This is a genomic window from Streptomyces sp. NPDC028991, from assembly GCF_055564775.1.
Window position 1 is genome coordinate 1 of record NZ_JBVHVP010000043.1, and the last position, 22,557, is coordinate 22,557.

The window sequence follows — 22,557 nt, forward strand, 5'->3', positions numbered from 1 at the left end:
CCGGCTGTCCGCGTACGGGGCGATCACCGGGACCAGCGCCGTGACGCCGTTGCGGGCGAGCAGTTCGGCGACGAAGCCGATGCGCTGCACGTTGGCGTGCCGGTCCGCGCGGCTGAACCCGAGGCCCGCCGAGAGGAACTCGCGGATCTCGTCCCCGTCGAGCACCTCGACCCTGCGGCCGCCCACGCGCAGCCGCTCCGCGACGGCACGGGCCACGGTGGTCTTGCCCGCGCTCGGCAACCCGGTCAGCCACACGGTGGCGCCGCGTTCACAGGTGGCCGCTCCGACGGCCCCGGCGACGGCCCCGGCGACGGCCCCGGTGGCCGGTTTGTGGGCTGTGGTCACGGTGATGCCCTCCTGAACGTGGGATGGCGCGATGGAGCGAGGAAGTCTCAGGCCGTGGCGAACTCGGCGAGGGTCCGGCCGAGTACGTCCATGTCGATCCGGTGCCAGGAGCCGGGCAGCTCCAGCGACCGGCCGTCCGGCAGTGCCGCCGCGGTCGCCCGTGCCGCGGCGCGCAGCCATTCACTGGTGCCGGTGCTGTTCAGGACGAGGGTCCGCGTGGTGTATCCGGCGAGCCGGTCGGCCGGGACGCCGCAGTCGCCGCAGATCGCCACGTCATAGGCGAGGGTGTGGGCGTTCGCCTCGTTCATCGCCCAGATCGGACCGTTGCGCCACTCGGCGACCGTGTCCGGGGTCAGCCCCAGGAAGCTGCCCAGGTAGTACTCGACCGCCTCCTGACGCCGGTCCTCCTCCATGAGGACCCGGAGCGTCTTGGCGACGTTCCACGGGGGCTTCGGGAACCCGTCGACGCGGTAGAACGGCTCGTGCAGCGCCAGTCGGGTGATCGGGGCCCCGGCGAGCGCCGCCTCGATCGCCAGGTTCGCCCCCGAGGAACCGGCGAATACGACCGCCGAACCGCCGGCCTCCTGGATCACCGCCTCGAGGTCCTCGATCTCGCGGGCCACCGCGTACTCGGGGCAGTCGCCGCTCTCGCCGCGCCCGCGGCGGTCGTAGACGTAGGTGGTGCAGTGCGGCGCCAGCTCGGGAACGAGCGCGTCGAAGATGGTGTGGTCGCGGAACGAGCCGTTGAGGAGCACGATCGGCGGCCCGTCGCCGGCCTTCTCGTAAGCGATCGTCGTGCCGTCCCGGGAAACGACCTTGCGCATCACGCACTCCTCACGCCGAACGGAGGTGCTCTCACCTCCCCGTCTGGCGGCATCCTCGGGCGCTCCCCTGGATCACGGGTCGAGGACCGGTCGCAGGACCCCTGTGCCGTGGTCGTCCGCCGACGGCACCGGCCGCGTCCGTGGCCGCCGCGTCGCCCTCGTCCCGCGCGCACCAGCCGCCCGCGAGCCGGGCCACAGCGGGATTCGACTCCTCGGCCTTGTCATGACAGTGGCGAGGTGAGGCGCGGTGGCAGCCGTCAGCGGCGCGTCAGTCCTCTGTCGGCGCCGGCGGCGACAGTGGTCCGGGCCCCGTCCCGTCCGTCCTGCCGCCGAACACCGGGAGACCGACATGCGCAACCGGGTCGAACTCGGCCAGGTGCACGCCGCCCTCATGTCACTGCCCGGTGTGCGGGACGCGGCCGTACACGTGGCCCGGCACGTCCCGGGCAGCCGGCGGATCGTCGCGCACATGGTGACGCGCACCCCGCTGGCCGAGTTGCGGGCCGCCCTGGAGTCGAGGCTCCCCTCCCACCTGGTCCCGGCCCGCTTCCACCGAGTGCCGCACATTCCCCTGCTCCCCGACGGCAGCACCGACCGGCGCGCACTGGCGGAACTGACCTCGCCGGAGCGGGAGCCGGGACCGGAGCCGGAGCCTGAGCGGGAGCCGGGACCGGGACCGGAGCGGGAGCCGGGACCGGGACCGGAGCGGGAGCCGGGACCGGAGCGGGAGCCGGAGCCGGGACCGGGACCGGAGCGGGAGCCGGAGCCGGAGCCGAACGCCGCCGCGACGCCGGAGACCGAGCCCGGAGGACCCGCGCGACACGACACCGACGCGCCTCAGGGGCCGCCGCAGACCGTGCCGGTCACCCCGCAGCAGCACACCCTGCTCCTGGACGCGCTCGCCCACCGTGACGCCGGCCGGCACGTGGAGCAGCTGCTCTGGCGCTGGCGCGGTCCGCTGGACACCGACCGGTTCACCGCCGCCTGGCAGTCGGTGTTCGACCGGGAGATCGTCCTGCGCGCCGCCTTCGCCTGGGAGTCCGGACCGCGCCTGGTGCTGCACGGGCACGCCGACGTCGAAGTCGTCCGGCACCCGGCCGGTTCCGTGGACTTCGAGAACCTGCGGGAACAGGACCGGCTGCGCGGCTTCGACCTGCGACGCCCCGGCCTGCTGCGGCTGAACCTCGTCGACGAGGCGGCCCCCGTCGAGGGGGGCCACCCGTGTGTGCGAGTCCTGCTCACCTTCCACCACGTCATGCTGGACGGCTGGAGCGTGTCGGTCCTGCTCCAGGAGTTCTACCGCGCCTACCTCGCCGGCGGTCGGCTGCCCGGCGGAGAACGGCGCCCCGACATCCGCGACTACGCACGCTGGCTCGCCGGCCAGGACACCGGCCCCGCCCGCGACTTCTGGGCCTCGGCCGTTCCGCCCGGCGCCGCCCTGCTGCTGCCCGCGACGCCCGGCCCGGCCACCGGGCTGAGCGGGACCGGCCGGGCCCAGGCCCGCCTCGGCGCGGGCCAGGCCGACCGGCTGCGCGCCTGGGCGGCGTCCTGCGCGGCCACCGAGGCCGGTGCCCTGCAGGCGGCGTGGGCGCTGCTGCTGTACCGGGCCGCCGGCACCACCGGTCCCGCCGCGGTGGGCTTCGGCGTCACCGTTCCCGGCCGCGGCATCGCCCTCGACTCCGTCGAGCGCCTGCCCGGGCTGCTCATGAACTCGCTGCCCATGACCGTACGGGTCGACCCCGCCGAGACCGTGCCCCGCCTCCTGTCCGACCTGCGCGACCGGGCCCTGGACATCGCCTCCTACGAATGGGTGTCGCTCGGGCAGATCCACCGGTGGAGCGGGCGCCGCGCGGACGACAGGCTCGCGGAGAGCCTCATCGTCTTCGAGAACCGGCGGCGCGGCTCCGACGGCCTGCGCTCCGCCCTCGCCGCGCAGGGCATCAGCGTCGGACGGCCCCGCGCGACCGGCGTGCGGAGCATGTTCCCGGTCACCCTGCACGCCCACCGGGACGTCGACGACAGCCTCGTCCTGACCGCCGTTCACGACCGTTCCCGGCTCGCCGACGGCGAGGCGTCACGCCTCGTCGCCCAGTGCGCCCGTCTGCTGTGCGAACTGCCCGGCCTGAAGGGCGGTTCGGCGAGCGTGGCCGACGCGCTGGCGTCCCTCGCCCGAGAGCCGCGGGTGCGGATGGCCCGGGCGCCCGCGGCGACCGCTTGCAGTGAACCGACCCGAGGAGAGCCCCGACCATGACCACCCTCCGCCGGCGCGACACCCCGGCCGGCACCCTTGACGCGCCCGGCGAGCGAACGGCCGCCCCCGCGCCCGGACCCGAGGACGCGTGATGGACACCGGCCACCTCCGGATCGGCGTCGTGGGAGCCGGACCCCGCGGCCTGTCCGTGCTGGAACGGATCTGCGCCAACGAACGGGCCGCCCCCTCGCCCCGCCGGGTCACGATCCACCTCGTGGACCCCTTCCGGCCCGGCGCCGGACGCGTCTGGCGCACGGACCAGTCGCGGCTGCTGCTGATGAACACCGTCGCCTCCCAGGTGACGGTGTTCACCGACGACACGGTCACGATGAAGGGACCGGTGGACCCCGGACCCGACCTGCACGAATGGGCCCGCTCCGTCGTCCTGGCCGCACCCCCCGGCCGATTCGGCGAGGCCGTGCGCGCCGAAGCGCGCACACTGCGTCCGGACAGCTACCCCACGCGCGCCTTCTACGGCAGCTACCTGGAGGACGCCTACCGGCGCATCAGGGAGCGGGCACCCGCCCACTGCCGCATCGTCGAGCACCGCACCCACGCCGTGGCTCTGCGGGACCAGACCGGCGCACCCGGCGGCCCGCAGGTCCTCACCCTCGCGGACGGGACCCGGCTGCGCGCCCTCGACGCCGTCGTCCTCGCCCAGGGCCACCTTCCGCGGCGCCCGTCCGCCGAGGAGTCGGCCTGGGCCCGGGCGGCAGCGCGGCACAGACTCACGTACGTCACACCGGCCAACCCCGCCGACCAGGACCTCGACACGATCCCACCGGGACAGACCGTGCTGATGCGCGGGCTGGGACTCAACTTCTTCGACGGGATGGCACTGCTCACCCTCGGCCGTGGCGGCCGGTTCGTCCGCCGCTCGGGACGTACGGTCTACCTCCCCTCCGGCCGGGAGCCGCGCATCTACGCCGGCTCCCGGCGCGGCGTCCCCCATCACGCGCGGGGCGAGAACCAGAAGGGCCCCAGCGGCCGTCACGAGCCCCGGCTGCTCACCCCCGGGACCCTCGACCGGCTGCGGCGCCGGCGGCTGGAGGGGGAACCGGTCCGCTTCCGCACCCACCTGTGGCCGCTGATCCGCCTCGAGGTGGAAAGCGTCTACTACGAGACGCTGCTGCGCGCGGAAGACCGCGCCTCGCAGGCACCGGGCTTCGTGGCGTCCTACCTCGCGGCCACCACCGCGAAGGACCGCGCGGACGTCCTGGACTCCTACGGTGTCGACCGCGGCAGACGGTGGGACTGGGACCTGATCCAACGCCCCACCGGGGGGCGGCGCTTCGCCGACCGGGCCGACTTCCAGCACTGGCTCCTCGGCCACCTGGCCGAGGACGTGCGCCAGGCACGGGCCGGCAACGTCGACGGACCGCTGAAGGCGGCGCTCGACGTCCTGCGCGACCTACGCAACGAAGTCCGCCTCGCGGTCGACCACGGCGGCCTGGACGGCGCCTCCCACCGCGACGAGCTGACCGGCTGGTACACCCCGCTCAACGCCTTCCTCTCCATCGGCCCTCCCGTCTCCCGCATCGAGGAGCTGAGCGCGCTGATCGAGGCCGGAGTCGTACGGCTCCTGGGCCCCGGCACCCGGGTCGCCCTGAGCACGCGGGAGGACCGGGCCGCGTTCGTGGCCACGGCCGACCACGTGGAGGCGGCGCCCGTCCGCGCATCGGTGCTGATCGAGGCCCGGCTCCCGGAACCCGACCTGCGCCGGACCGCCGACCCCCTGCTGCGGTGCCTCCTCGCCACCGGTCAGGCGGCGCCCTACCGGATCGAAGGCACCGACGGGGCCTACGAGTCGGGCGGCCTCGCCGTCACCCGACGCCCGTACCACACCGTGGACGCCCACGGCCGGGCCCACCCGCGGCGGTTCGCCTACGGAGTCCCCACCGAGTCCGTGCACTGGGTGACGGCGGCCGGTATCCGGCCGGGGGTCGACTCCGTCATCCTCGGCGACTCCGACGCCATCGCCCGCGCCGTACTGCGCCTCACCCGGGCCCGGCCGGCCGTCCCCCTCCCCCAACGCCCGGCCGACCTAGTGGAGATGACGACATGACGCAGCGGACGACCCCCTTCGACGGCGGCCCGGACGCCGGTCTGTTCTCCCCCGTGCGGGCCGGGACGCCCGTGGAGGAGGCCGTCTGCGAGACAGCGTGGCTCCAGGCCATGCTGGACGCCGAGGCGGCACTCGCCCGCGCCCAGGCGGCCCTGGGCACCGTCCCGGACCACGCGGCCCGCGCCATCACCCGCGCCGCCCGCGCGGAACGCTTCGATCCGCGAGCGCTGGCGCTGCAGGCCCGGGAGACCGCCAACCCCGTCGTGGGCCTCGTACATGCCCTCACCGAAGCGGTGGCGGCCGAGGACCGGCAGGCCGCCGAGTACGTTCACCGCGGTTCCACCAGCCAGGACGTACTGGACACCGGCACGATGCTGGTGTGCCGGCGGGCGCTCGGCCTGATCCAGGTGGACCTGGACCGCACCGCCGCCGCACTGGCCGGGCTGGCGGACCGGCACCGGGGGACCGTCATGGCCGGCCGCACCCTCACCCTGCACGCGGTCCCCACCACGTTCGGGCTCAAGGCGGCCGGCTGGCACCGGCTGGTCCTGGACGCCGCCGACCGGATCGGAACCGCACGCCGCGGCCTGCCGGTCTCCCTCGGCGGGGCGGCCGGCACCCTCGCCGGATACCTGGAGTTCGCCGGCCCGCACAACGGCACGGAGCGCCCGGACGGATACCGGGAAAGGCTCGTGGCCGCCTTCGCCGACGAGACCGGACTGGCCCGCCCCGGCCTGCCCTGGCACGCGCTGCGCACCCCGGTCGCGGACACCGCCGCGGCCCTCGCCTTCACCACCGGCGCCCTCGGCAAACTCGCCGCCGACGTCCAGGTCCTGACCCGTACGGAGATCGCCGAGGCCGCCGAGCCCGCCGTCGCCGGACGGGGCGGCTCCTCCGCCATGCCGCACAAACGCAACCCCGTCCTGTCCACCCTGATCCGCAGCGCGGCCCTGCAGGTGCCCCTGCTGGCCGCGGGCCTCACCCAGTGCCTGGTGACCGAGGACGAGCGCTCGGCGGGAGTGTGGCACGCCGAGTGGCTGCTGCTGCGCGAGGCGCTGCGCCTGGCCGGCGGGGCCGCGCGGACCGCCGCCGAGCTGGCCGAGGGCCTGACCCCGGACCCCGCACGCATGCTGCACAACCTCGCACTGACCGGAAGCCAGGTGGTCAGCGAACGCCTGGCCGCCCTGCTCGCCCCGAGTCTCGGCAGGGCCCGCGCGAAGGACCTGCTGACCCGGGCCTCGCTCACCGCCGACCGGCAACGGCGTCCCCTGCTGGACGTGCTGCGTACCCTGCCGGAAGTCACCGCACACCACACCGCGGAAGAACTCGGACGGCTGCTCGACCCCACCGCCTACGTGGGCGACGCACCGGCCCTGGCCGCGCGCGCGTGCGCCCAGCCCCCGCCGGCGAGAACCCCGCCCGTCACCTTCACCACCACGTGCGCGGTGTGAAACCGGCGACGGAACGCGGAGGGCGGGGCCTCCGGCCGCCCGGATCCGACGCGCACGTGGCCGATTCGAGTCGTTCTCCAGGTACGTCGGCGAGGCTCGGCACAACCGATGCGCCACCGCCACGGCGGCCGAGGAGGTGCGACACCATGCGGGACGACACACCGGTCACGCTCTACTGCTTCGCACACGCCGGCGCCGGCGTCTCAGGGTTCGCGCACTGGCGCACCGGCACCGGCCCCGGGGTCACCGTCGTGCCCGTACTGCTGCCCGGACGGGGCGCCCGGCGCCGCGAGGCGCGCGCGACGTCACGCGGCCAACTGCTCGACGCACTCCTGGGCCCGCTCGCCGACCAGGTCACCGACGGCCGCCCGTACGCACTGTACGGACACAGCCTGGGCGGAGTCGTGGCCCACACCCTCGCCCGCGCGCTCATCGACCGCGGACTGCCCGCCCCCGGCCTCCTCGCGGTCGGCGCCAGTCCCCCACCGCACGCCGCGGCACTGCGCCGGAACGACATCACCGACGAACGGCTGCTGCGGTTCGCGGACGACCTCGGAGCAGCGCCGGGCGGACAGCTCGCCACGCCCGGCAGCCTCTGGTACCGCTCCGTGCTGCCCGTGCTGCGGGACGACCTCCTGCTCGCCGCGGCCCTGCGCACCACCGCGCTCGCCGAGGCGGCGCACAGCCCCCTCCCCGTGCCCGTCCTGGCCGTCGACGGCCGGGACGACCCCGTCGTCGGCGCGGCCGCGCTGGACGGCTGGGCGCGCTGGACCACCGACCGGTTCGTCCGGCGCACCGTCCCCGGCGACCACTTCTTCGTCCGCGGCCCCCACGCACCCCGACTGATCGGACGCGCCTGCCGCGTGCTGCGGCGCACCCGGCGCGTACCTGGGCTCATATCTGGAGGACAACTGTGAGGGACAACCGATGAGGCGGGTCGTCATCACCGGCATCGGGGTCGTGGCCCCGGGCGGCGTGGGCACCCGCGCGTTCTGGAGCACGCTCACCGCGGGCCGCACCGCCACGCGCGGCATCACACTGTTCGACGCGAGCGCGTTCCGGTCGCGCATCGCCGCCGAGGCGGACTTCGATCCCGCCGCACACGGATTCGGCCCCGCCGAGGCCGCCCGCCTCGACCGCGCCGCCCAGTTCGCCCTCGTCAGCGCCCGGGAGGCGGTCGAGGACAGTGGGCTGTCCGGTGTCCTCGACCCGGTCCGCACGGGCGTCACGCTCGGCAGCGCCGTCGGCTGCACCACGGGCCTCGACAACGAGTACGGCGTGGTCAGCGAGAACGGCAGTGCCTGGGAGGTCGACCACACCCGGGCGGTCGCGCACCTCTTCGACTACTTCGTGCCCAGTTCCATGGCCGCCGAGGTGGCCGGCGCGGTCGGTGCCCAGGGACCGGTCTCGCTGGTCTCCACCGGCTGCACCTCCGGCATCGACTCCGTCTGCCACGCCGTGGACCTGATCCGCGAGGGCAGCGCCGACGTCATGGTGACCGGCGCGACCGAGGCACCGATCTCGCCGATCACCGTGGCCTGCTTCGACGCCATCAAGGCCACCAGCCCGCGCAACGACGAGCCGGAGACCGCCTCGCGCCCCTTCGACCGCTCGCGCAACGGCTTCGTCCTCGGGGAGGGCTCCGCCGTCCTGGTCCTGGAGGAGTTCGAGCACGCCCGCCGGCGCGGCGCCCACATCTACGCCGAGATCGCGGGGTTCGCCGGCCGCAGCAACGCGTACCACATGACCGGGCTGAAGACCGACGGCGTGGAGATGGCCGAGGCGATCCGCGCGGCACTCGACGAGGCCCGCCTGGACGCCACCGCGATCGACTACATCAACGCCCACGGCTCCGGAACCAAGCAAAACGACCGGCACGAGACCGCAGCGTTCAAGCGCAGCCTCGGCGACCATGCCTACCGAGTGCCGGTGAGTTCCATCAAATCCATGGTCGGCCACTCGCTCGGCGCGATCGGCTCGCTCGAGGTGGCCGCGAGCGCCCTGGCCATCGAGCACAACACCGTGCCCCCGACGGCCAACCTGCACGACGCCGACCCGGCCTGCGACCTCGACTACACCCCGCTCACCGCGCGCGAGCAGCGCACGGACACCGTGCTCAGCGTCGGCAGCGGCTTCGGCGGCTTCCAGAGCGCCATCGTCCTCACCCGGCCGCGACTTCAGGAGGCGGCATGACCACGGCCACGCTGGACCGTCCCGCCGCACGGCGCGGCGCCCCCATCAGCACCGACTCCGTCGTCACCGGCATCGGCGTCACCGCCCCCAACGGGCTGGGCACCGAGGCATGGTGGGCGGCGACCCTGCGCGGTGAGAGCGGCATCCGCCCGGTGACCCGCTTCGACGCCTCCCGCTACCCGGTGCGCGTCGCCGGCGAGGTCCCCGGCTTCGTCGACGAGGAGCACCTGCCCAGCCGGCTGCTGCCGCAGACCGACCGGGTCACCCGGCTGTCGCTGACCGCGGCCAAGGAAGCCCTCGACGACTCCGGCAGCGACCCCTCCTCCCTGCCCGAGTACGGCGCCGGCGTGGTCACCGCCTCCTCCGCGGGCGGCTTCGAGTTCGGTCAGCGCGAGCTGCAGGCCCTGTGGTCCAAGGGCGGGCAGCACGTCAGCGCGTACCAGTCCTTCGCCTGGTTCTACGCCGTGAACACCGGTCAGATCTCCATCCGGCACGGACTGCGCGGCTCCAGCGGCGTCGTCGTCGCCGAGCAGGCGGGCGGACTGGACGCCGTGGCCCACGCCCGGCGCCAGATCCGCAAGGGCGCCCGGCTGATGGTCACCGGCGGCGTCGACTCCGCGCTCTGCCCGTGGGGCTGGGCCGCCCATCTCGCCGCCGGTGAGCTGAGCCGCGTCCCCGACCCGGCCCGCGCCTATCTGCCGTTCGACGCGGCGGCCGACGGCCACGTGGTCGGCGAGGGCGGTGCCCTGTTCGTCCTGGAGAGCGCCGCGGCCGCCCGTGAGCGCGACGCCCACGCGTACGGTTCGTTCACCGGCTACGCGGCCACCTTCGACGGGCCGGGCACTCCGCGCCTGGCCGACGCGGCCCGGCTGGCCCTCGCCGACGCCGGGGTGAACGCCGGCGACATCGACGTGGTGTTCGCCGACGCGGCCGGCGCGCGCGCCGCGGACCGCGCCGAGGCGGAGGCACTCGCCGCCCTGTTCGGCCCGCGAGGCGTGCCCGTCACCGCGCCGAAGTCGATGACCGGGCGGCTGCTCGCGGGGGGCGCCTCCCTCGACGTGGCCGCCGCCCTGCTGACCCTGCGCGACCAGGTGGTCCCGCCGACCGTCGGGACCACCGAGCCCGCCGCCGACTGCCCCGTGGACCTTGTCACCGCCCCCCGCGAGACCGCCGTCCGGCACGCCCTCGTCCTGGCCCGCGGCCGCGGTGGCTTCAACTCGGCGGCCGTCCTGAGCGCGGTCTGACCGGACCGGGCCGCCGGAACGACATCCCCCGCGTTCCGGCGGCCCTCAGCCCGTACGGGATAAATCCAGGGCTAAATGGGACCCAAAATCGGAGGGTAACCAATGGTACGGTGACGGCCGGAGGTGAACCGGTCCCATGCCGACGGAAGAAGAGCTGCTCGCGGCCGTTGACACCCTGCTCGCAGGCGAGCCGCGGATGCCCGACCCCGCCGAACGAGCCCGCCTGAGAGAGGCGGCCGGGATCACCCAGGCACGGCTCGCGCAGGTACTGCAGACCACGACGCAGACGGTGAAGAACTGGGAGACCGGCCGCGCCGAGCCCCGCCCCCCTCGACGCCAGGCATACCAGCGCCTCCTCGACGGCTGGGCGCAGCAGTTCCCGCCCGACGACGCCCCTGAAGGCACCGGCCCCGACGCGACGGCCACCACCGTCCCGGCGGACGCGGTTCCCGGCACAGCCCCGGACGCCGCCGCGGCCCCCACGGCCCCCGCGGCCCCCGCGCCCGACCCGGTGACGCGGCAGACCCCCGCCGCACCGGCCCCCGCCGCACCGGCACGGCACACCACCCCGCCGACCGCGTCGCCCCGGACCCCGGAAGCGACGAGAGGAGCACGGAAGCCGACGCCACCCGCCACGGACCAGCGCTTCGAGAACGGCCCCCTCGCCGTCGTCGACGTCGAGGACGGCGATGTCCTCGCGTACTGCGTCGGCGGCCTGGTCCTGGACGTACCCGCCAAGTCCCTCCCGTCACTGGTCGGATGGGCCCTGACCGAAGCCGGACTCGGCCAGGCCCGCCACCACCGCAACGGCCGCGACGGCGACCCGCTTCTCGTCCTCACCACGGCCGCCCTGGAGCGCTACGGCCTGCCCACCGCCCTGTCCGACGAGGAACGCCGTGCCGGACGCCTCCCGGACGGCCACAAGGCGGTCAAGCAGCTCACCCGGGCCGGCTGGAAACTGACCCGGCGCGGACTGGGCCCCTGGGCGAGGATCTACCGCCCCGCCGAAGGATCGAAGCGCAACTGCGTCCAGCTGTGCATCCCGGCCTGGAACGCCCTGGACGCCCGCGAGTGGGACGACAGGAACACCCCGCGGCTGCCCTCGATGCACCCGGCCGACCTCGCCCGCTACCTCGGCGCGTACGCGCAGCGGGTGATGACACCGCGCGGCACCGCGGCGGTCACCGGCCTGGAGCTGATGACCGCACTGCGCCCGCCGACCCGCGCGGAGAAGGACCCGGCCACCGGCGAGTTCACCCGGGCCTACAACGACGACGCGCTCACCGCCGTGTACGACGCCGTGGAATGCGAGGTCCCCGACGAACACCCCCTCCTCAAGGGCAGGTTCGCCCGCCACCACCTGCGCACACCGGCCGAGATGCTGATGGAGGAGCCCTACGACTGGTGCCGGCCCCTCACCGACGAGGAGTGCATGCGGCCGTACCTGGTCGCGATCGACATCAACATGTCCTTCGCCGCGGCCGCCAACGGCCTGACCGTCGGCCTGAACGGCCCGACCCACCTCACGGGCAACCCGCCCTTCGACCCGTCCCTGCCCGGCTCCTGGCTGGTCGACCTCAGCCACGTCGACCTCTCCCGCGTCGAGGTCAACGGCCGCCGGGTCGACGGCGACCGGCTCCCCTCCCCGTTCACCCCCAAGGGCGACCGCCCCACCGGCCCGGCCTGGTACGCCACCCCCACCGTCGCCTACGCGGTGGAACTCGGCTACGAGGTCGCGCCCGTCGAGGCGTACGTGCGCACCCGCACCGGCCGCTACCTGGACGCCTGGTACAAGCGACTGCGCGACGCCTACGTCACCACGATGGCCGACCTCGGCGTCACCACCGGCATGGGCGGCGCCGAGTTCCTCCAGGCGATGGCCCGCTCCCGGCAGACCGACCCGACGATGGCACTGCTGGCCGGCGCCATCAAGGCGACCGCGAAGGGCGGCATCGGCAAGCTCCGCCAGCGCAACCGGGGCCAGGTGCCGTACTACGAGCCGTGGCCGGCCCTCGAACGGGAGACGTGGCGCCCCGACATCCGGGCCGCCGTCCTGGCCAACCAGCGCATCGGCCTGCACCGCAAGCTGATGAAGACCGCCGCCGCGGCCGATCTCTACCCGGTGGCCATCGGCACCGACGCCGTCGTCTACCCCTCACCCGGGCCCTCCCCGCTGGACGTCCTGCCCCACACGCCCGAGGGCAAGCCGGCCCCCGGCACCTTCCGGCTCGGCATCTCCCCGGGAATGGTCAAGCACCAGGGCACCCAGACGGTCCTGTGGGCCGAAAAGCAGTTCGAGGAACAAGGCGGCGTCTTCAACATCGCCAACCACATCAAAACCGACCCGGCCGCCGGAGAAGGGGAATAGCCGACGATGGTCGACCCGGTCGGAGACGGCCTGGACCGCTCACTGGAGGAAGCGTTCACCCGCCCCCTCCCCAAGAGCGCCCAGGCCCAGATGAAGTACCTGGTGAAGCAGCTCAAAGGCACCAGAGCCGTCGCCCAGCTCCTCGGAATCTCCCAGCGCACCGTGGAGCGCTACGTCAAAGGACAGCTCAAACGACCCCGCCGCGAACTGCGCGACCGCATGGAACGCGAGGTCAGGAAACGCTGGCAGCCGAAGGTACGGGAGAGGGCCAGGAAGAAAGCGTCCACCACCGACGGCCTGATCCTCTCCACGCGGGCCCGCTTCGGCTTCTCGGCCGCCCCGGGCACCACCGACGACGCCCGCGTCCGCGACATCACCCAGGCCCTCCCGCCCGACTGGGCGGACCGCCTCTTCACCGCCCGCGAGCAGGGCGCCACCGAACAACAACTCCAGCGCATCGCGGCCGAGGGCCTTGCGGAGATGTACTTCCGCGCCAACAACACGCGCGCCCACGGCCTGGGAGTGGAGTTCACCGACATCGACCGGGTGGACATCGGCCTTTAGCAGCAACAGCGCCCGGACCTGTCGCACGTCGACCTGCCCCGGGTGAAGGCCAGCAAGGACAAGTGGGCGGAGCAACCCAGCCCTGGAGCGCGCGGCCCACAAGCTGGAAATGGCCCTGCTGCGCTGCGACGTGCTGGATACGGCGCTCATCCGACTGCTCGCCGCATACCTCGACCTCGCCGCCGAGTCCGACACACCCCCGGCCTCCTCTTCGAGTCGGTGTAGGCACTCCACGTGGTCGCGGAGAACCCCGTGAACGCGGCACCCGCCACCGGGCGGCACCCGGAGGGCAACCCCCGCCCCACCCACACGGCCGCGCAGCCCCCGGACGCCCCGCCGCACCCGCGACCACCGCGCGGCGGGGCACCAGGGACCCGTCAAGCCTTCCCGTTGTACTGGTACCAGTCAGTGATCGGGTCGGTCAGGGCCTTGTCGTCGAAGAGCCGGAAGTACACGACCGTGCCCTCGTCGATGTCGTCGTTGTCGTCCATCTCAATCTTATTCATGTCGAGTTCCGCGGACGTCCCCGGCGCCCAGTAGGTCCCCTCCTCCTTGATGAAGCCCGAGCCCTCCCACCACATCGCCCGGACGTAGATCGTGTCGCCGTCGTTCTTGCCGTCGTAGACGTACAGGATCTCGTCGGACGGGTGGAACTCGACCTGCGCCACAGGGCTGTTGTTCTTCTTGACGACCAGCTTCAGGCCCTTGCCGCCGCTGTCGTACTTGAACTCAGTAAAGTCGAGGCCGCTGTTGTCCGAGCAGGGGCATTCGACGGTGTAGCGGGACCAGCTGGAGACCGACAGGTCCGAGTTGGTGTAGGCGTTCGCCGTGCTCGCGGAGAACCCGGTGAACGTGGCAGCCATTCCGAGGGAGAAGGCCGTGGCCATTGCTCTGGTGCGCATTGTTGCCCTTCTTGTTGGTTAGGAAATGTGGAGCTCCGGCGGCATCCGCCGCCAGGTCAGCGCCTCTGCGTACGCGAGAGGCGAAGCGCCTTGACCCGCCGCGCGGGGTGGGCGGGATCCTCCGCCGCCCCCGCCACGGGCGTCCGCAAGGCGCCGGGCGGCGGAGAGAGCCGCCCGGCAACGCGCGCCAGGGCATCCCTCCCCGGCCCCACGTCGACGTGGAAGTGCGACGGCTTCACGGGAGAGAGGTCCCCGCCCCACACGACCGTGCCCTCGCAGTCCAGAAGAATGTCCCGCACGATCAACTCGTGGTGCGGCCACAGCCCTTCGGACCCGCCGAGCGGGTACGCGGAGGGATGCAGGCACAGGCCCGTCCCCGAGAGATAGTTCGACTCGTACGCGGCGGCGACGGCCCGCCGCGTGGTGTGCCCGCTGACACCGCCGCCCTCCCCGGTGTCGAGGGGCGCGATCTCGTAGTGCCAGCGCCGCGCGACATGCAGCAGCACAGCGGCCACGGGCCCGTCCCGCAGCTCCACGGCAGCCGACGAACCCTCCACCTGATGCCTGCTGACGGCGCCGGGATCGATGGTCCAGCCGTTCGCGGATCTCTCCTTGGTCCACGCGGCCTGTTTTCCGGACGGCACGGCCGGCGCGGCGGCGGCCGATGCAGTCTGTCCGATCCAGGCGGTGGCGACGGTGCCCGCGCCGGCGGCGAGGACACCCCGGCGGGTGAGGGTGCGGCGCATGCTATTCCCCTTCCGTACGCTTGACGAACACGGTGAGCATTCCCTCGACGAACGAGGTGAGCTCGTCCGAGGGAATCTTGGCCGGCCACTGCTCTTTGTCCGCGGGCAGGAAATTGCCCTTGCCCAAGTCGAACGCGGACCCGGACCAGCGGGAATCCAGCAGGATGTTCCGCACGGTCGTCCGGAACGCGCTGGGGCTGTTGCCGAACCGGCTCTTGAAGAAGTGGGTGAACCGTTTCGCCGAGCGGTTCGGTCCATCCCAGAAGTGATACGTGAACAGGGCGTCGGACAGCAGCCTGTCGTCGTCGTTGCCGCCGTTCTCGCCGTCCGTGCCGTGCAGATACTGGGAGATGTTGTAGGCGTCCACGTCGGCGATGAGGTTGTCACTGCCGAACCGGGATTCCACCGTGGCGGATCCGACGACCTGGACGCAGAAGTCCTTGCCGGACATCGAACGGTGGTTCTCACGCCACTGCGTGTAGGCGTTGAGGATGTCCCCCGCCCATCCGCAGCCTTCTCCGATCGTCACGTCGGTGCCGCTGCCGCCGGGGTAGGCGTAGTGGCCCTCGGTGGCGGCGCCGAAGTGCGCGAGGGTGATGCGGTGGTTCGCCCGCGGGTCGTAGTAGGTGGGCATGTCGCCCGGCTCGAGGCCCGCGGCCGCGCAGGCGTCCAGGACCTCCTTCCAGGGGTCGCCGAGGACGATCTGCCATATCGCTGTGCGGTAATTGGGTTCGCCCCAGCGCAGGAAGGCGAGCGTGTTGTCGATCACCGCGTGCCCGGGAGGTCCGGATCCCATCGCGGAGATGGCGCCCTCGACGCGCTTCACATAGTCGATGTACTTCTGCAGGCTCTCGTCGTTGGGGCCGGTCCAGTTGAGGCTGGACACCCCTTCGTCGCTGTTGATCCGCCAGACGTTGTGGTCGAGGCCGTAGCCTTCCTGGAACTCGTACTCGCGGATCTGGTTGAGCGACCAGTTGCGCGGCATCGGGAAGCCGAGGTTCCCGGAGTACCCCCAGGACATGCCCGAGACGAACGACCAGCGGGCGCCGGCCTCGCGCGAGACGCGTTCGCAGACATTGCGGGTCCCGTACACGCCGAAGACATAGCGGGAGCCGCTCTGGGAGAGGGCGTTGCGGACGCCGTCGAAATAGGGCACGACGTGCGAGGTGATGTGTTCGTCCTGGGCGTCGTAGTCCACGGCGAAGTAGATGCAGGTGCCGAGCGGGAGGCCGTGCTCCCTGGCCTTCTCGTCGGCCTTGAGGCCCTGGTTGTACCCCTTGGCCTCGTTGAAGTTGTCCAGCACGGTGCCGTTGTACTGGAACAGCGGGAACAGGCGCATCCCGCTGTCGATGATGGCCTGCGCCTCGCCGGGCTTGAGCGCCTTGCCGATGTAGTACGGGTCGTCGGGCTCCAGGTGCTCGTCCAGGTACCGGCCGATGATCCGGTAGTCCGCGGCCCGTAGCGCCGTGGCGCGCTCGCGGCTGGTGTAGGCGGCGGTGTCGCAGCCCTGCGCGGGGCGGGTGGAGTCGCCGCAGGAGACGAGCAATTGGGCCCAGGTCGTGTAGTTGAACGTGCCGGCGAGCGTGCCGGTGGGCAGCTGTGAGAACTCCTGGAAGGCGTCTACCCAGGCCGTGGGGACCGCCTCGTTCTGGTTGCTGAACACGTGGTCTTCGTTGAAATGGACCGCGTTGCCGTCGCTGTCCCAGGTGGGGGAGTTGAACCAGCACGCGAAGCGGAACAGCAGCTCCAGCGGCTTCGTCAGGCGGATGCCGGTGCCATACGACTTGAGGGCCGCCTTCGTGCCGTCCCCGAAGTGTCCGTTGATGGTGTTCTTGTCCAGGCCGAGCTCGAACTGGAGGGCCAGCATCAGGCCTTGCTGCACATCGCGCGAGTAGATGCCGTCGGACGGCACCAGGTTCATCGCGGGAATACGCACCTGCTGGACGTATTTGCTGTTCAGGTACTGCTGGATCTGCTTGGTGATGAGCTTGCCGCCCGGCACGAGGAGGAACTGGTCCATGCGCAGCAGCGAGCGGGTGATTCGAGCCCACAGGTCGGCGTCGAGGTTCACGAAGCCGGCTGTGAGCAGGTCGTACAGGGCATCGGACAGGGAGTCCTGAGCCCTCGCGTCCCACACCGCGGGATCGGCCGAGCCGTAGTAGCCCTTGCACCACAGCGCACCGTTGTAGATACGGACGATGTTCTTGTTGGTCTCCTGCGCGGGGAGCCGGTAGCGGGCACGCACCGCCGCGAGCGTGCCCGGTCCGAAGTTCTTGACGGTGGGAGTGATCCCCAGCTCGTGCTGGAGCCCCTGGACGAGGCAGTCGACCGTCGCCCAGCCGGTACGGCCGTCCGGTATGCACGGCTCGTACCCGTCCACGTCGGCATAGGTCGCGTTGACCCAGTCCTGGACGGCCCGGATGTTCGGGTCTTGCGCCATCTACATCCTCCACGGTTCAGGTTCGTCTGGTCGGCGCGCGGGAGCGGCCGGCCGCTCCCGCGCGTGTGGATCGTCGCAGCGCTCGGAGTGCGGCTCGTCAGAGCCGGCTGCACTCGTCGTAGCCGGGAGTGACGGGCTTGTAGTACCAGGCGAGGGCGCCCAGGGTCTGCGGACCGAACTCCCCGTCCACATCCAGCGATTCGCGGTAGCACTTGTTGAGGGACGTCTGCAGAGCCTTGACGGCCGAGCCGGAGGACCCCAGCTGCATCGAGCAGTTGAGACTCAGGTAGGTGCCGTTGCTCCAGGCGGGGATGCGCGCCTCCCCGCGCCACTCGGTGAAGCTCTTGGAGCTGGTGTACGTCGAGTTGCAGCCGCGGCCGTCCCGGCGGTGCCGACCACGGCGGCGCCGGACAGCAGGGTCGTCACTCCTACGGCGAGAGCCGTCGCCTGATGCGGAGGGTGCGGTCGATCTCCATGAAGTCTCGTCCTGTCGTGTCACGTCGGGTGGAGGCGACGCCAGTTGATCAGCGGGTTCGGGCACTGCGCAAACGTAGTCAGCGGCAGATCAGCCGGGCTGCCTCTCCCTCGGGCAGAGGGGACGACGAGAGGCCGCGGAGCTCACATTTCGTTGTTGTCGTCTGCAGATCGCCCCAGGCGCAGTCGTAGCCGGGTGAAGCAGACTGTAGGGAGGGCTGTGGGTAGCGGCAATGCACACGGTGCACAGTTGCGGGGTGGCGGCTGTTCACGGTGCACGGTCGGCGATGCGGAACGCGTGGATGAGTTCGTGAGGGCCGGGGCCTGGGGTCTGGAGGCTTCGTTTCAGGTGCTGTTCGGCGGTGCGCAGGTGGGCGCGGACGGTGGTACGGCTGATGCCGAGGTTGTGGGCCGTTCGCTGGGCATCGGTGCCGGCCTCGATCCAGGCGCGCAGGGTCTGGTGCACAGTGCGGTCCGTGCCGAGCCGCAGGGGCCGGAGGAAGGCGTGGGCCCAGATGATGGCCGCTTCGGTGGACAGCAGACGGTCCACCGAAGAGGTTGGCGCAGGCTCGGCTACGGCGTTGCCGGCGGGTGGCGGGAGGTCGTTGATCGCCAGGGCCAGGGCGAGTTCGGCGCGGCTGCGGGGGTCCTGCAGGTTGAGGCCGAGGGCGTCTTGGACACGCTTTAGGTGGGCGGTGACGGTGTTGCGGCTGATGTCGAGCAGCCGCGCCACACCGGAGCGGGGGAAGTTCAGGGCAAGGCTGGTGATGTCGAGGGTGAGCCGGGGGGCGTCCCTGATCGGCTCCAGGAAGGCATGGGCCCAGGCGAGGGCTTGCCGCCGGGGGAGCAGCCCGGCCAGCGGTGGCTGGCCGTGGTAGTCGGCGACCCGTTCGAGTGTGTGGCCGGCGACGGCCAGGGCATGGCGGGCTTGATCGTAGGCCCGCGCAGTGGCCGGCAGGGGCACGGGGGCGCTGATGCCGAGCGCGTAGTGCGGGTTGTCTCGTACCAGCGCCCGCAAGGGCGCGGCCAGGCTGCCGTCCACGCTGTCGTCGTCGTGGTCCATGGGCAGGAGGCAGATGAGGTGGTGGTCGTAGACAGGGCAGCGCACCATCAGGCCGCGACCGTGGTAGCCGGACGCGTCCTGGTAGGCGTCGATGATCCTGCCGCGGTCCGAGGGCGGGCAGCGCAGCAGGTGGATGCGCAGACGTTCAGCGTCCAGCAGCGGCGGAACGGCGCCAGCCGTCATCCTGCGGGCCAGCGTCGGTTCTCCGGCCATCAGGGCCGTGAAGACCGCCAGGCGCAGTCGCGCTGCCGCCTGCTGGTAGCGCAGTGCGAGGTCGTCGGCCTGCCGGGCTCGTCGTAACACCTCGACTATGGCGCCGGCATGGGACGCCAACGCCAGCGCCTGCGGCGTCAGCGGTATCGGACTGCCCACCACCAGCACCGGACGCGGCGCCTGCCGTCCGAGCGCTTCGCACCGCACGTGGAACACGCCCACCTGCAAGGCCGCGGCGGCCAGCTGTCCGCTCGCTAACTGCGCCAGTACCGGCTGGAGACCGGCAACGATGTCTGGCGCGAGGTGGGCAGTGGACACCTCCACCGTGCCCGCGCGGTCGACCAGGGCGATCTCCGCGCCGAGCTGTCGGCCCAGCCAGTCAATCAACGTCTGCGGAACAAGATCGGCATCCTGGCAGACACGTGGCCTCAGTTGACGCAGCAACTCATCGAGTACCTGAGGTGTCGGCACGGCCCTCCTCCGTCAGCTTGCCGTCCGCCTTGTCCGAGTCAGCCAGCGCGCACCCCGGAACCTGAAGTACCGGCGGATCTCCGCACGGTGCTCCTTGAGCGCTTAGCCGGCCCGCTCATACAGCGCCCATTCCTATGGTGACCTTCTCCTATCAGGACGACGAAGACCTCACTCGCAGGTGGTCCACGCCGGTCCGCCCTGATGTTCCCACCGAAGCCCGTCTTAGCCACTCCGGCTCGCCTACACCGAGGCCCCGGAACTCGAGTCGCCCCACGCACGTACGGTCAGATCTGCGATGTTCCGGCGAGATCGATGCACAGCTGCTGCATGCAGCGTGCGCACCGCGAGCAGCAGTCGGTTTGTTCTACTGCTCCAGAACAAGACGGTTTCCCTGGTGCTACCGAAACTCGGGCCGCGCTCCGCTGCCCAGCACCTTTCCGCTGGAGGGGGAATGGCGTACGCCCGGCGTCCCGCTCACGGCGGCGCGTGTTCTGGAGAACTAGAACATGTCGGTACCCCTGGTGATACCGACATCCTGGGCGGCAGTGCGGCGACCTGCGGTTTCCCCTGGGCGGGAACGATATACCGCCCCCTGGAAGCCCCGAGTGAATCCCCTGGGCGTGCGAACGGCGCCGCACCTTGGTTGCGGCGCCGTGGCGTCGAAGGGGCCCTGTGGGGATGCTCAGGCGCTTTGCGCGAGGTTGGCGACCTGCGCGGCGAAGCGGGTCCGTCGCTGCTCGGTGAAGTCCTCTGCGGGCGTCGTGTTGATCTCGGGGACGGCCATCGCGGTGCCAGCGACCCGCCCACCGGTGAGGACGGGGTGGAGCTGGTAGCAGCCGCGGCGCAGGAGCCAGACGAGGCCGGCCTCCCTCAGCTCCTTGAAGCCGCGGTTCACTGCGGGCTTCCCGGCTCCGAGTTCGGCGGCCATCTCGGCTTGGCTGATGCCGACAGCACCGTTGTCCGGGTCTTGGAAGGCCAGGAGCACGTCGAGCACGCGGCGAGCGGTCAGGGAGATGTCCACGAGGGCGAGCATCCGCAGGGCGTCGCGGGTGAGCGTGACCGGCTCGTTGGACGGGGGGCCAGGTACGTAAGTGGTGCTCACGAGGGCCTCCTGGTCGTTGTCGTCTGGCTCTGAGGATATGCCCGCGCGTGTCACGCGCTCGCCTTCCGGGCGGGCAGGCGGCGGCGCGACAGCGTCACGACCTTCTCGCTGCGGCGGGCGGCCTCGGCTTCCTTCTTCGCCTTCGCCCGCTCCGCGCGCCACTCGGCTGGGTAGTCCGGGGCCGGGATGATGCAGGCCGGGCCCTCGGCAGCGTTCCACTCCTTCTGCCACTGCTCCTGCTCGGCGGAGGTGCCGGCCACCGTGAGCCACGGGTTCAGTTGGAGCACTCCGGGCTTCGCGGTCCGCATCCAGCCGATGTGGTGGAAGAACTGCGCAGGCTCGCTCACCGAGGCCGCTGACAGGCTGCACAGCTTCTGGAGGTCGCGCTGGTTGATCCGGACGTACCCGCGCGGCGCCTTCGTCCGGTCCACGCCGCGGTACGCAGGGTCCTGGGCGGCCACGAGCTTGCACCACACCTGGAACCAGCTGCCCGGCATCTTCAGGCTGCCCAGGACGTCCATCAGCAGCCGGGCGTCCAGGACGTAGCCCTTCACCTCCGCGCTGACCGCGAACTCGCGGCCCTGGATCTTCTCGACACTGACGACCATGCCGCCCTTGCCGTCGGACCGCGCAACAACGCGCTGGCCAGGCCGAACGACGGGCAGCTGCTCCATCAAAGCCTCCAGGAAGATCATCAAGTGTGGGCCGAACGGTATCACTAGGGGAACCGTCTTGTTTCAGAGGGGTAGAACACGCCCTGCCTCCAGCGGGCCGCTGCGCCGCCTCGACACGCCCGGAGTTTGTTCTAGGTCTCCAGAACAAACCGACCCCCCTTTGTTCTGGAAATCTAGAACACACCGTTTGGCGTTTGCCCAGGTCAGCGCGTTTTGGAGGCGCGAGCACTCTTAGGTGTCTGTAAGACACCCTCCGGGCCCGTAGGGCGGGCGCCGGCCCCGGCTTTCCTGGGCTGGGCAGCAGCTGGAAGCCGGGCGTGTCTGACCTCGCTCACGCCCGTCCCGGGGCTGGGGCGTGGTGGCTGAGGCGGCTTCGCGTGCGGCTCCGCAGCTCGGGTGCGGACCGTAGGTGGCATCAGCGGCTCTGAGTCTCGGGTGGTACCGGCCGCGACGATCAAAAGCGACGAAGCGCAGCCGGTGCCGGTGGGCGGTTTCGCCGCCCGGCCCGGGGGGCCGTTCGGCTTCGATACCTCCGCACGCCGGAATTTCGACTTTCCGATTTCCGGGGTGCCGTTCTGTGGCTGAGGTCCGAGGCTTCCCAATTTCGTAATCCCTCGCCTAATTGGTGGGCCGAATACCGGCACTGATGCAGCCTCAAAAGCCGCGCCCGGAAGGGGTGGTTGGGGGGTGTCCCGTGTTTTCGCCAAAGGTACATGCTGCATCAAACTGATTCACGCGCTACACTAGAACCCACACGAACGAGCGACCCCCACTCCCCTGTAGCCAGCCCGGCCCGCGCCAGCGGGCCCCGAGGTTCTGGAGGCGCAGCCGGAAGGACCGTCAGGCGGGGGAGCGCAGCGGACCCGCCGACTCAGGCTGGAGCGAAGCGAAAGCCTGGTAACGGGACGGAGTCCCGGCGGTCCGGGAGCGCAGCGGACGGACCGTCACCCTGCCTGCGCAGCAGGCAGGGTGAGCGGGTGACGCAGTCACCCGCCGGCGCTCACGCGGAGCGGGAGCGCAACCCCCGTGCGCAGCACGGGGGTTCGCTGCCTCCGGGCGCAGCCCGGAGGGGAGATCGGAAGAGCGTCGTGGGGGGGAAGGATGGCTACCACGGAGTGTAGGCCCCTAGGGTCCCCGCATCACTCCAAAAGGGGGGGGGGGGGGGGA

17 protein-coding genes are annotated in these 22,557 nt (G+C 71.9%); 8 read left to right on the forward strand and 9 right to left on the reverse strand.

The genetic code is table 11. The features are described 5' to 3' along the window. Both ACZ4V1_RS35115 and ACZ4V1_RS35120 read right to left on the reverse strand, forming a co-directional pair. The coding region (locus ACZ4V1_RS35115) for an adenylyl-sulfate kinase (RefSeq protein ID WP_468344981.1) at window positions 1-345 on the reverse strand (345 nt) is incomplete at its 3' end. A gap of 47 nt (window positions 346-392) precedes the next feature. Beyond that, the gene (locus tag ACZ4V1_RS35120; RefSeq protein WP_468344984.1) at window positions 393-1,169 is read right to left on the reverse strand and encodes an alpha/beta fold hydrolase; all 777 of its coding nucleotides are present in this window, start codon (window positions 1,167-1,169) and stop codon (window positions 393-395) included. 349 nt (window positions 1,170-1,518) lie between these two features. Between ACZ4V1_RS35120 and ACZ4V1_RS35125 the strand changes: the two genes are divergently transcribed. From ACZ4V1_RS35125 to tpg, 8 genes are all read left to right on the forward strand, one after another. Continuing rightward, window positions 1,519-3,420, forward strand: a complete 1,902-nt coding sequence (locus ACZ4V1_RS35125; RefSeq protein ID WP_468344987.1) for a condensation domain-containing protein — start codon at window positions 1,519-1,521, stop codon at window positions 3,418-3,420. A 91-nt stretch (window positions 3,421-3,511) separates the two neighbouring features. Then, window positions 3,512-5,485, forward strand: coding sequence for an FAD/NAD(P)-binding protein (locus tag ACZ4V1_RS35130; RefSeq protein WP_468344990.1), 1,974 nt, complete (start codon window positions 3,512-3,514; stop codon window positions 5,483-5,485). Next, a complete protein-coding gene (locus tag ACZ4V1_RS35135; protein WP_468344993.1) occupies window positions 5,482-6,936 on the forward strand; it encodes a nitrosuccinate lyase in 1,455 nt (484 codons plus the stop codon). Before ACZ4V1_RS35130 ends, ACZ4V1_RS35135 begins: the two co-directional genes overlap by 4 nt. A 146-nt stretch (window positions 6,937-7,082) precedes the next feature. Further along, window positions 7,083-7,853: a thioesterase II family protein gene (locus ACZ4V1_RS35140; RefSeq protein WP_468344996.1), complete on the forward strand. Its 771-nt coding sequence runs from the start codon at window positions 7,083-7,085 to the stop codon at window positions 7,851-7,853. Between the two features lie 10 nt (window positions 7,854-7,863). After that, window positions 7,864-9,129 (forward strand): beta-ketoacyl-[acyl-carrier-protein] synthase family protein, encoded by a 1,266-nt coding sequence (locus ACZ4V1_RS35145; RefSeq protein ID WP_468344999.1) that lies wholly within the window; start codon window positions 7,864-7,866, stop codon window positions 9,127-9,129. Next, the gene (locus ACZ4V1_RS35150) at window positions 9,126-10,373 is read left to right on the forward strand and encodes a ketosynthase chain-length factor (RefSeq protein WP_468345003.1); all 1,248 of its coding nucleotides are present in this window, start codon (window positions 9,126-9,128) and stop codon (window positions 10,371-10,373) included. Before ACZ4V1_RS35145 ends, ACZ4V1_RS35150 begins: the two co-directional genes overlap by 4 nt. Before the next feature lie 136 nt (window positions 10,374-10,509). After that, complete coding sequence (gene tap / locus ACZ4V1_RS35155; protein ID WP_468345006.1) at window positions 10,510-12,741, forward strand: telomere-associated protein Tap; 2,232 nt, start codon at window positions 10,510-10,512, stop codon at window positions 12,739-12,741. A 6-nt stretch (window positions 12,742-12,747) separates the two neighbouring features. Beyond that, window positions 12,748-13,305 carry a telomere-protecting terminal protein Tpg gene (gene tpg / locus ACZ4V1_RS35160; protein WP_468345009.1) on the forward strand — a complete coding sequence of 186 codons (558 nt, stop codon included), beginning with the start codon at window positions 12,748-12,750 and terminating at the stop codon, window positions 13,303-13,305. A 377-nt stretch (window positions 13,306-13,682) separates the two neighbouring features. On the opposite strand, the gene ACZ4V1_RS35165 is transcribed toward tpg, so the two are convergent. The 7 genes from ACZ4V1_RS35165 to ACZ4V1_RS35195 form a co-directional block, all read right to left on the reverse strand. Beyond that, complete coding sequence (locus tag ACZ4V1_RS35165; RefSeq protein WP_468345012.1) at window positions 13,683-14,207, reverse strand: hypothetical protein; 525 nt, start codon at window positions 14,205-14,207, stop codon at window positions 13,683-13,685. 56 nt (window positions 14,208-14,263) lie between these two features. Beyond that, window positions 14,264-14,953 (reverse strand): hypothetical protein, encoded by a 690-nt coding sequence (locus tag ACZ4V1_RS35170; protein WP_468345015.1) that lies wholly within the window; start codon window positions 14,951-14,953, stop codon window positions 14,264-14,266. A 1-nt stretch (window position 14,954) separates the two neighbouring features. Then, window positions 14,955-17,393 (reverse strand): glycoside hydrolase domain-containing protein, encoded by a 2,439-nt coding sequence (locus ACZ4V1_RS35175; protein ID WP_468345018.1) that lies wholly within the window; start codon window positions 17,391-17,393, stop codon window positions 14,955-14,957. Window positions 17,394-17,490: 97 nt separating this feature from the next. Beyond that, the gene (locus ACZ4V1_RS35180; RefSeq protein ID WP_468345021.1) at window positions 17,491-17,661 is read right to left on the reverse strand and encodes a peptidoglycan-binding domain-containing protein; all 171 of its coding nucleotides are present in this window, start codon (window positions 17,659-17,661) and stop codon (window positions 17,491-17,493) included. A gap of 474 nt (window positions 17,662-18,135) precedes the next feature. Then, on the reverse strand, window positions 18,136-19,614 hold the full coding sequence (locus ACZ4V1_RS35185; protein ID WP_468345024.1) for a helix-turn-helix domain-containing protein: 1,479 nt from the start codon (window positions 19,612-19,614) through the stop codon (window positions 18,136-18,138). A 682-nt stretch (window positions 19,615-20,296) separates the two neighbouring features. Next, window positions 20,297-20,716, reverse strand: a complete 420-nt coding sequence (locus tag ACZ4V1_RS35190) for a helix-turn-helix domain-containing protein (RefSeq protein WP_468345027.1) — start codon at window positions 20,714-20,716, stop codon at window positions 20,297-20,299. 50 nt (window positions 20,717-20,766) lie between these two features. After that, complete coding sequence (locus ACZ4V1_RS35195; protein WP_468345030.1) at window positions 20,767-21,411, reverse strand: hypothetical protein; 645 nt, start codon at window positions 21,409-21,411, stop codon at window positions 20,767-20,769. Between the last annotated feature and the right edge of the window lie 1,146 nt (window positions 21,412-22,557).